Source organism: Streptomyces sudanensis, from assembly GCF_023614315.1.
Classification (GTDB): domain Bacteria; phylum Actinomycetota; class Actinomycetes; order Streptomycetales; family Streptomycetaceae; genus Streptomyces; species Streptomyces sudanensis.
The window spans coordinates 341,469-351,461 of sequence record NZ_CP095474.1; the positions used below are offsets into that span (position 1 = coordinate 341,469).

Here is a 9,993-nt window from a genome sequence, read left to right on the forward strand (position 1 = left end):
AACGGNGNTGNGTNGGGNCGGGCGGGGACGGCACCGCCTGCCGGGCGGGCCTCACGGGCCGTACGGGTACCGTCTGCGCCGGTCGGCCGCTCAGCCCGTCGCGGCGGGCGGAAGGACCCCCGCCCGGGCGGCGCGGTCGGCGAGGCCCAGGAGCAGCCGTTCGCCGTGCGGCCGAGCCACCAGCTGGAGGCCGACGGGCTGCCCCTGGGGGGTGGTCCCGGCGGGCAGGCTGAGGGCCGGGTGCCCACTGATGTTGAACGCCCAGGTCAGCGCGACGCTCATCCGGTCCCCGGGGCCGTCGTGGCCGTGCGGCGGGTTCGGTGTGGTGGGCGTGAGGAGGAGGTCGGTCCGCCGGAAGAAACCGGTCAGCCGCCGTTCGTTGGCGGTGATCCTCCCGAGGTCGTCACGGGAGGGCGAACCCGCCCGGAGGGCCGTCCAGGCCGGGGCGGGGTCGACGAGCACGAGGTCGGCGTCCTCGTCCACGGCGACCAGTCCGGCGCCGGCCAGCGCGTCGGCGGCGCGCCGGGCGACGGCGGCGACAGCGGGGTCGGTGTCGGCGTACCCCAGGGTGGCCGACCAGGCCGCGGTGGGCGGGCGCGCGGGGTCCGGGNGCNCCCCGCGGGGGGCGTGCCGCCGACCGCGTCGAGGTAGGCGAGGGCGTCGCGGGGGTGCGGGCCAGGACGCCGGGCGAGTTCAGGCCGGCGCGGTCGCGGGCGGGCAGGAGGCCGTTGGTCGGCTTGAGGCCGAGGACACCGCACCAGGCGGCGGGGATGCGCACCGATCCGGCGCCGTCCGAACCGCTGGCGAGGGGGACCAGTCCGGCGGCGACCGCCGCCGCCGAGCCCGCGGAGGAGCCCCCCGGGGACCAGGCCGGGTCGAACGGGTTGAGGGTGGGGCCGCGGTCGGTGTGCCCGTACGTCTGCCAGCCCCGCCCGGTGCGCGGCGCCGACGTGGCGCCGACCGGCACGCACCCGGCCGCCGCCAGGCGGGTGTTCTGGTAGGAGCCGGGCCCCTCGCCGGTCTTCACCCCGAGCGGTACGCCCGCGAGCGGCAGCCGGGCGCCGCCGGCGATCCGGGCGTCCACCCGCGCCGCCTCGGCCAGGGCCCGCTCGGGCCACACCTCGGTGAACGCCCGCACTCCCGGGTCGCGCTCGCCGATGCGGGCCAGCGCCGCGGTGACGACCCCGACGGCCGTCAGCGCGCCGCGTCCCACCAGTCCGGCGACGTCCAGCGCCGACAGGGCCGCGTACTCGCGGGTGGTGATCACAGGCGTCCCCCTCCGGCCCCGGCGGCGGACCGCCGCGCTCCGGGCCGTCCTCCCGGGCCGGGAAGTATACGGAGCCCGGGTCCGCGTCCGCGTCCGCGTCCGCGTCCGTGTCCGTGTCCGGAGGGGGCCGCCCTTCCGGCCTGACCCGGCGCGTGCCCGGCCCGGCCCACGCCCGGCCCGCCGGTCGTCCGGCCCTCCGATTCCTCCCGCCCGCCGGTCGTCCGGCCCCGGCCGGGAACGAAGCGCCCGCCCCGGCCCGCCGGGCGAGGCGAGCGGGCCGACCGGCCCCGGCTCCGGCCCCCTCAAGGCGAGCGGCAGACGGCAGACGGCAGACGGCAGACGGCAGACGGCAGGGACCTACCGCCGCCCGGCCTGCCGGGGCGCGCGGGCGATCGCGGAAGGTGACGGGAGCGCGGTCAGGCGGGGGCCGCCTCCACCACCCGGGCAAAAGGTGCCCTATGCACGTACTCCGCCCTTCCGATAACAGTCCTGTTTCGTTCGCTCGCATTCTCGAAAGCTACCCACCGTTATGTGACCTGCGTCACTAAAGGGGTGGTGCCGATCGTGGTACAACTACGCAACTCCACAGGTGGCACCACCCCTCGCCACGATGTGGAGCGCCGGCACGCACCGGCGTCACAGCCAGGGCGATCACGTTCCGAGTCCACGGATCGCGATCCCAGGGCCGCCGATCGGACAACGGCGTTCGCTCACAGACCGCACATCCTCCCGGCGCAACCTCCTGTGCGCCGGTACTGCGCCATCGAGGTAGCCACCGTGTCACTCGACTCCATCACCACCTCCGTCGACGAAGCCGTCAGCGGGTTCTTCGAGCCCATAGCCACCTGGCTCGGGGAGATCGTCTTCTACTCCGTCCCCGTCGCCGGGACGGAGCTGCCGCTCATCGTCGCCTGGCTCGTGGTGGCCGGTCTGGTCTTCAGCGCCTGGTTCGGGCTGGTCCAGATCCGCAAGTTCAAGCTCGCCCTCGACGTGGTCCGGGGCAAGTACGACGAGAAGGGCTCGACCGGCGAGGTCAACCACTTCCAGGCACTGACCGCCGCCGTCTCCGGCACGGTCGGCCTGGGCAACATCGCCGGTGTGGCCGTCGCCGTCTCCATCGGCGGCCCCGGCGCCACGTTCTGGATGATCCTGTGCGGCCTGCTGGGCATGGCCACCAAGTTCGTCGAGGTCACCCTGGGCGTGAAGTACCGCGAGGTGCACCCCGACGGCACCGTCTCCGGCGGCCCGATGCACTACCTGCCCAAGGGCCTGGCCGACCGCTTCGGCGCGAACGGCAAGAAGCTCGGCAAGGTCCTCGCCATCCTGGCCTCTGTCTTCGTCCTGTTCTTCGGCCTCTTCGGCGGCAACCTCTTCCAGGTCAACCAGTCCTACGCCCAGCTCGTCTCGGTCACCGGCGGCGAGGACGGCCTGATGGGCTCGTCCGCCGGCGCGCTGTTCTTCGGCATCCTGGTCGCCGCGCTCGTGGGCGTCGTGCTGCTCGGCGGCATCCGCTCGATCGCCAACGTCACCAGCAAGCTCGTCCCCGCCATGGCCGGCATCTACATCGCGGCCTGCCTGGTCGTCATCCTGGTCCACGTCTCCGCCGTGCCGGCCGCGATCGCCACCATCATCGAGGGCGCGTTCAACCCGCAGGGCGTCGCCGGCGGTATCCTCGGCGCGCTGATCATCGGCTTCAAGCGGGCCGCGTTCTCCAACGAGGCCGGTCTCGGCTCCGCCCCCATCGCGCACTCCGCGGTGAAGACCAAGCACCCCGCCAGCGAGGGCCTGGTCGCCCTGCTGGAGCCGTTCATCGACACCGTCGTCATCTGCACGATGACCGCGCTGACCATCGTCATCGCCAACCCGGCGAGCTGGGCCGAGGCCCGCGCGGGCGAGTCCATCGGCGGTGTCACCATCACCTCCGACGCCTTCGCCACGGTCCTGCCCTGGTTCCCGTACATCCTCACCGTCGCGGTGCTGCTGTTCGCCATCTCCACCGTGCTCACCTGGGGCTACTACGGCCTCAAGGCGTGGACGCACCTCTTCGGCCGCAGCCGGGCCAGTGAGACCACCTACAAGGCCCTCTACACGCTGTTCGCGATCGCGGGCTCCCTGCTGACGCTGCAGACCCTGATCGACATGGCCGACGCCGTGCTCTTCATGCTCGCCGTCATCAACATCATCGGCCTGTACCTCCTCGCCCCCGTCGTCAAGCGCGAGCTGAACTCCTTCCTGGAGTTCGTCCGCCGCCGCGACGCCGGCGAGGCGGACGAGGACGAGGACCGGGAGCCGGTGAAGACCACCGTCTGACCGCCCCCGCGGCCCGGCCCCGAGCGGGCCCGCCCACACCTCGCGCCTGGTGTGGACGGGCCCGTCCGTCGTGCCCGCACCCGCTCCCACCAGGCAAAATCAGGGGTGGCCAGAAGGGGCGCCGGGCGGTTAGCGTGGGGGCAACGCGTCAGGACCACCCCTCGCACGGGGCCGGCGGACGCGCGGTGTGCCGGGAAGTCTGGTCGGCGTCCCAGGGCTCGTACGCCCTCGATCCGATCCCCCCGGAGGCCCACCCGTGACCGCTCCCCGCGACCGCTCCCCCTTCCTCGGCCTGCTGCCGCTCCCCGAGCGCGGCGCCGTCGTCCGGGCGCTGAGGACCGAGACGGTCGGCGGGCTGGTGCTGCTGGCGGCGGCCGTGGTGGCACTGGTGTGGGCGAACAGCCCGTGGAGCGGTGCCTACGAGGCGGTGCGCGACTTCCACTTCGGCATACCGGCGCTCGGCCTGGACCTCTCCGTGGGGCACTGGACCGCCGACGGGCTGCTCGCCGTCTTCTTCCTCGTCGCCGGCATCGAGCTCAAGCGCGAACTGGTGGTCGGCGAACTGCGCACCCCCGCCACCGCGGCCCTCCCGGTCATCGCCGCGCTCTGCGGGATGGCCGTGCCCGCCGCCGTCTACGCCGCGACGGCCGCGGCCGGCGGAGGCCGCCTCGGCGGCTGGGCCGTCCCCATGGCCACCGACATCGCCTTCGCGCTCGCCGTCCTGGCCGTGCTCAGCACCCACCTGCCCGCCGCGCTGCGGGCCTTCCTGCTGACCCTCGCCGTCGTCGACGACCTCGGCGCGATCCTCATCATCGCGGTGTTCTTCACCGGCGACCTGGACTTCGCCGCCCTCGGCGGAGCCCTCGCGTGCCTCGTCCTCTTCCACCTCCTCCAGCGCTTCCGCGTGCGCGGCTGGTGGTGGTACGTCCCCCTCGGCGTCACCACCTGGGCGCTGATGTACAACAGCGGCGTCCACGCCACCGTCGCCGGGGTCGCCATCGGCCTGATCCTGCGTACCACCCGCGACGAGGGCGAGGCCGCCTCCCCGGCCGAGCGGACCTCCCACCTGCTCCACCCGGTCTCGGCGGGCGTCGTGGTCCCCCTGTTCGCCCTCTTCGCCGCCGGGGTCGGCGTCTCCGCCACCGCCCTGGGCGAGGTCCTCACCCGGCCGGAACCGCTCGGCGTCGTCCTGGGCCTGGTCGTCGGCAAGACCCTCGGCATCTTCGCCGGCACCTACCTGGCCGCCCGCTTCACCCGGGCCCGGCTCAACCCGGACCTGGCCTGGGCGGACGTCCTCGCCCTGGCGGTACTGGCCGGGATCGGCTTCACCGTCGCCCTCCTCATCGGCGAGCTGGCCTTCCCCGACCCGGCCTCGACCGAACGGATCAAGGCCGCCGTCCTCGTCGGCTCCCTGATCGCCGCCGCCACGGCGGCCCTCCTCATCCGGCGCCGCAACGCCCTCTACCGGCGCCTGTACGAGGAGGAGACCCGCGACGACGACCACGACGGCATCCCCGACATCTACCAGCGAACCGGCCCCGCCCCGCACTGACCGGGGGTCCGGCCGCGGGCCCGCCCCGCACCCGGCCGGTCGCGGTGTCCGGCGGGGCAGGGCGGGGCGGGCGGTGGACGGGTTCCCGGGTCAGTTCTCCAGGCGGACCGGCATCAGCAGGGAGAAGGTCTCCTCGTCGTCGGGGCGGCGGACCGCGAGTGGCGTCGTCGGGGAACCGAGCTCCAGGACGAGCCGGTCCCGGGCTCCGGCGGTGAGCGCGTCCAGCAGGAAGGCGCGGTTGACGGCGACGTCGCCCGGGCCGTCGTCGCCGTCCTCGCACAGGACGACCGTGCCGTCGTCGGCCACCCCGAGCACGCTGAGGTCGTGGGACGCGCCGTCCTCCCCGCGCGCCTCGCCGGTACGGACGGGGCCGGTCCGCACCGCCTCCCGGAAGGCCGGCGCGTCGACGACGGCGCGGCGCCCGGCCGGCAGGCGGACCAGGCGGCGGTAGTCGGGGAAGGCGTGGTCGAGGCACTGGCCAGCCGCCTGGCGGTCCCCGGTCTCCAGGGTGATCCGGGCGCCGTCCAGCGCGAGTTCGGCCGTCCCCTCGCCGTCCAGCAGGGCCCGCATCGCGTCCGCGAGCGGGACGGGGACGAGGGCCTGGACGCGGGGGCCGCCGTGCCCGGCGGTGCCCGCCCGCGCGACGGCCATCCGGTAGCGGTCGGTGGCCACGACGCGGAGCCCGTCGCCCTCCGCGTCGAACAGGACGGCGTCGAGCATCGGCAGTTCCGGGTCGGAGCCGGCCGCGAAGCGAACCGCGTCCAGGGCGGCGGCCAGTTCGGGGGCGGGGACCGTCAGCCGGGCGGTGCCGGCGGTGGTGCGGGGCGAGGCCATGGGGTTCTCCCTGTCGTCGAGTAGTGCTCGGAGCGTGGAGAACTCGCCGCGGGCGTCGGCCAGTCCGCGTTCGAGGCGGCGCAGGTGCGCCTCCAGGAGCCCGCGCACCAGGTCGGTGTCCTCGTTGGACCAGCCGGCCAGCACCAGCCGGATGTCGGCGAGCGGCATGGCGGCCCGGCGCAGCCGCGCCAGCAGCCGCGCCTCCGCCACCTGCTCCCCGGCGTACCAGCGGTAGCCGCTCACCGGGTCCACCCTGGCCGGGACCAGCACCCCGGCCCTGTCGTAGAACCGCAGGGTGCTCACGCCCAGTCCGCTGTCCCGGGCCATCTCGCCAATGCTGCGCATCTCGCTCTCCACACCCGGGACTCTGGGCCCTCCACAAGGTCGAGGGTCAACCCCGCCTGTCGGATTGCCGCGATGGGCCTCCGTCTTCGCGGGCAGGACGGGCGGACCCCGGCGGTCCGCGCAGTGGCCAGCCGGCCCGACGGCCCCGGGAAGTCCTCGCCCCGCCGGAGGTCATTCCCGTATGCGGTCGTGGTCCACAGCCGCCTAGGCTCCCCCTGTGCCGAGCCCACACCTGCAGCGGATCAACTCCTTCCTGTCGGCTTTCGCCCGTCGCCAGGCCGCGCGCACCGTCGACCTGCCGGGCGGTTTCGCCGTGTACGACGACGCCTTCGCACACTCCCGCGCGAACAACCAGGTGATCGTCGACACGGCCGTTGATCCCGAAGCGCTACCGGCCATCGCGGAGGAGGCACTGGGGCACCTGCCGCACCGGCTGATCTCCGTGCTCGACGACGAAGCCGGAAGGGCGTGCGCGGAGCCGCTGATCCGGGCCGGGTACACCCACTCCGCCTATCTGGTCATGCTGCACACGGGACCGGTGCCGACCGGCGGGAATGCGGAGAAGGTGGATCTCGACGCGATACGCGTCCCCCTCACCCGGCGGTGGCGGGGCTTCCTTCCGGACGTCGACGACGAGGTCCTGCGCCATCTCGTCGACCGGCGCGAGGCCCGCCGCCGCGGAGCCGACGTCGTCCACTTCCTCGGTGCCCGCACGCAGGAGGGTGAGGTCGCCTCATGGGCCGACCTCTACCTGGACCGGGCGAACGGCACGGCCCACATCGAGGACCTGGTCACCTCGGAGGCCCACCTCGGACGCGGTTACGCCGACGCCGTCCTGGCCACCGCCTTGCGCCTGGCCGCCGACGAGGGCTGTGGCATCCGGTTCCTGACCGCCGATGCGACGGACTGGCCACGGCACTGGTACGAGCGCCGCGGCTTCTCCGCCATCGGCCGCTCCCACTGCTTCGAGCGCGGCTGACCGCGAGGTCGCCCGCGTCGGCGGCGGGGGGCCGGTGCTTCCGGGCAAGCCGCCGTTCGTCGAGGATCACCGAACCGACCGGCCGCCCCGGTCGCGGCGATCGCGTCGCAGAGCACCGGCGGCAGTACCGGCGAAACCCGCATGCGCATCGCGGTCACGCAGGCCGCCTACGGGCCGGTGTTCCTCGAACGGCCTGATCACTCCGGGTTTCCGCCGGGCAGCCCGGGCCTTCGCCGCCCGCTCCGGGGCTTCCGCCGGGCTCCCCCGCCGCAGGCCGCCTACCGCGTGATGGTGCACGTGGTACGGGCGTGGGGCGTGCCGTTGGCGAGGACGGTCAGGTGGTGCTCGCCGGGCCGCAGGGACCCCGTCGGGTGGCTGCGTTCGACGGTGCGGCGCCCCGCCGACCGGGGGGTGCTCTGGGAGAGGAAGTGCAGGCGCGTCCTGCCGGTGCCGCCGCGGGCCGGGGTGAGGGCGTAGTGGAGGATCAGGAGTTCGCCGGCCGCCCGGCGGGGGTCGAGGTGGAGGTCGAACGTGAAGGCCAGCGGCTGCCCCGCGGGGACGGGGCCGCCGGTGGGGCGGAGGCCGGTGACGCGTACCGGGATGTCGGGGGCGGCGCCGACCAGGGCGAAGGCGTCCAGGTCGCCCCGGCGGATCAGCCCGCGCAGTCCGTGGCGCAGGACGGCGGCGGTGTGGGGGCCGCCTTCCCGGGTCCACCGGCGCGCGGTGGCCACGGCGGTCTCGGGGTGGTCGTGGGCGATGTCGTTGAGGTGGTTGGCGACGGAGCGCCGCACGTACGTTTCGGGGTCGTGGCGGAGCCGGTCGAGGAGCGGGAGGGTGAGCGCGGGGTCGGCGAGCAGGGGGACGCGGGTGGCCCAGGGCAGGCGGGGGCGCGAGCCCTCCGAGGCGAGGCGCCGCAGGTGGACGTCGGAGGAGGCCGCCCAGGTGTGGAGCTGCGCGAGGGTCCGCTCGGGGTGGGCGGCGAGGAAGGCGCGGACGGCGAACTCCGCGGAGGCGTACGGCGTCAGCGCCGCCAGGGTCCGCAGGGCGTCGTCCGGGTGGTGGAGGCCGTGGCCGGCGACGTACTCGGTGGCCGGCCAGGCGCTCCACAGGTCCAGGTCCGTCCCGGCGACCGCCCGGCGCAGGACCTCCGCCGCCTGCGGGAACGACCGGGGGAGGCACCGCGCGAGGCAGGCCGCGACGTGCGCGACGCGCTGCTTGAGCTCCAGGGCCTCCAGCCCGTCGGCCGCGGCGGCCTCGAAGTCCGCCGCCGCGAAGCCCGGGTGCACCCGGGTGACGGCGGACGCCAGCGCGCCGATGCCGGCGGGGTTGATCTCGTCCTTGAAGGGCTTGGGCATGGGTGCTTCCACGGTTGCGGGCCCGGGGCCCCGGCGGTGCGGGGCCCCGGGCGGGGGCGGGTGCGTCAGTCCTGGGCGGCGATCTCGCCGACGTCCATCGACAGGCCCTCGTCGATCAGGGCGAACAGCGGCCGGCAGGCGGGCAGTTCGGGCAGGGCCTCGGCCGCCTTGAGGGCGTGCGCCCTGGTCTCCCACTCGGCCACGTCGATCCAGGTGCGCTCGTCCACGCGCAGCAGCTTCAGGCTGCGGAGCCCCTCGCAGTTCTCGCGCACGGCGACTGCGAACCGGGGGTGTTCGGCAAGGAGCTTGTCGGTGTCGGCCGGGTCGACGGTGAAGCGTACGACCTCGATGGCAGCGGGCTGCATGGTTCGTCCTCACGATGGTGTTTCAGGAGCGCCGTTTCGGCGCCGGACTCCACGATGAGGGAGCCTCGCGACAACCCCCTGTCGGTGTTTCCGCGTGATCGGCGTCACTCCAGGGTGAGGTCGTGGAGGGTGAGGCGGACCTCCTGGGGGACGAGGGCGTGGGAGGGCCTGGGCGGGAAGTGCCGGCCGGTCCCCTCCGCGTGGCGGACGCGGTCCAGGCGGAAGGCCCTGGCGCCCTCACGCAGGCGGCACCAGCCGGCCAGGTACCAGTCGGCCGGGTGGCGGCCCTCCCCCGCGGTGAGCAGCAGTCCCGGCTCCACCTCCCGCGTGGAGGGGCGCCCGCGGGCGTCGGCGTAGTCGATCCGTACGCACTCCCGGCGGCGGATGGCGTTGCCGATCACCGTCCACACGGCCGTCGGGGCCGCCGGGGGTCCGTCGGCCCGCCCCATGAACTTGACCCGGCCGGCCAGGTCCCGGGCTCCCGCCGTGGACGCGTCGGGCATGGCCGCGAGCAGCTTCGACAGCGCGCTCGCCGCCTGCCCGGCGAAGGGCGTCCGCCACAGCGGCACGAGCGCGAGCGCCACCGCGACCGCCTCCTCGGCGGTGAAGTTCAGCGGCGGCAGGCTGGCCCCCTTGTCCAGGGCGTATCCGCCCCGGCGGCCGGTCTGCGCGTAGACAGGCACACCGGCCTGCTGCAGGGCGGCGATGTCACGCTCGATCGTGCGGACGCTGACCTCGAACCGGGCGGCCAGGTCCCGTGCGGACCTGAACCGCGGGGCGGCGGCGCGCAAGTGTTCCACCAGGGCGTACAGGCGATCGGTTCGGTTCACTCCCCGACCTTATGCCGCCTGTCGGGGCCCACGGGGGCGTCGGGGGCGGTGGCGGTCGGGGCCACGACGGACACCGGGGACGGAAGGCGCGATACCAGGACCGGGGACGGAAGGCGGGGTGCCGGGACCCGGGGACGGAAGGCGGGGTGCCGGGAC

8 protein-coding genes and 1 pseudogene are annotated in these 9,993 nt (G+C 74.8%); 3 read left to right on the forward strand and 6 right to left on the reverse strand.

The window, feature by feature from the left end; genetic code table 11:
* Nucleotides 1–90: 90 nt before the first annotated feature.
* Nucleotides 91–483 (reverse strand): amidase family protein, encoded by a 393-nt coding sequence (locus MW084_RS01505; RefSeq protein ID WP_338057709.1) that lies wholly within the window; start codon nt 481–483, stop codon nt 91–93.
* 131 nt (nt 484–614) lie between these two features.
* A pseudogene (locus MW084_RS01510) lies at nt 615–1,267 on the reverse strand (amidase family protein); the annotation flags it as partial.
* A gap of 777 nt (nt 1,268–2,044) precedes the next feature.
* Between MW084_RS01510 and MW084_RS01515 the strand changes: the two are divergent.
* Together MW084_RS01515 and nhaA are read left to right on the forward strand one after the other, a co-directional pair.
* Complete coding sequence (locus MW084_RS01515; protein WP_029553361.1) at nt 2,045–3,577, forward strand: alanine/glycine:cation symporter family protein; 1,533 nt, start codon at nt 2,045–2,047, stop codon at nt 3,575–3,577.
* A gap of 256 nt (nt 3,578–3,833) precedes the next feature.
* Complete coding sequence (gene nhaA / locus MW084_RS01520; RefSeq protein WP_010469322.1) at nt 3,834–5,129, forward strand: Na+/H+ antiporter NhaA; 1,296 nt, start codon at nt 3,834–3,836, stop codon at nt 5,127–5,129.
* 90 nt (nt 5,130–5,219) lie between these two features.
* Here the strand turns inward: nhaA and MW084_RS01525 are convergent, their stop codons facing one another.
* Nucleotides 5,220–6,308: a DNA polymerase III subunit beta family protein gene (locus tag MW084_RS01525; RefSeq protein ID WP_106428033.1), complete on the reverse strand. Its 1,089-nt coding sequence runs from the start codon at nt 6,306–6,308 to the stop codon at nt 5,220–5,222.
* A 217-nt stretch (nt 6,309–6,525) separates the two neighbouring features.
* Between MW084_RS01525 and MW084_RS01530 the strand changes: the two genes are divergently transcribed.
* Nucleotides 6,526–7,287, forward strand: a complete 762-nt coding sequence (locus MW084_RS01530) for a GNAT family N-acetyltransferase (protein WP_010469317.1) — start codon at nt 6,526–6,528, stop codon at nt 7,285–7,287.
* A gap of 278 nt (nt 7,288–7,565) precedes the next feature.
* On the opposite strand, the gene MW084_RS01535 is transcribed toward MW084_RS01530, so the two are convergent.
* From MW084_RS01535 to MW084_RS01545, 3 genes are all read right to left on the reverse strand, one after another.
* Nucleotides 7,566–8,642, reverse strand: coding sequence for a DNA alkylation repair protein (locus tag MW084_RS01535; RefSeq protein WP_010469313.1), 1,077 nt, complete (start codon nt 8,640–8,642; stop codon nt 7,566–7,568).
* Between the two features lie 65 nt (nt 8,643–8,707).
* The gene (locus MW084_RS01540; protein ID WP_010469312.1) at nt 8,708–9,007 is read right to left on the reverse strand and encodes an antibiotic biosynthesis monooxygenase; all 300 of its coding nucleotides are present in this window, start codon (nt 9,005–9,007) and stop codon (nt 8,708–8,710) included.
* 104 nt (nt 9,008–9,111) lie between these two features.
* Nucleotides 9,112–9,837: a helix-turn-helix transcriptional regulator gene (locus MW084_RS01545; RefSeq protein WP_010469311.1), complete on the reverse strand. Its 726-nt coding sequence runs from the start codon at nt 9,835–9,837 to the stop codon at nt 9,112–9,114.
* Nucleotides 9,838–9,993 lie beyond the last annotated feature (156 nt).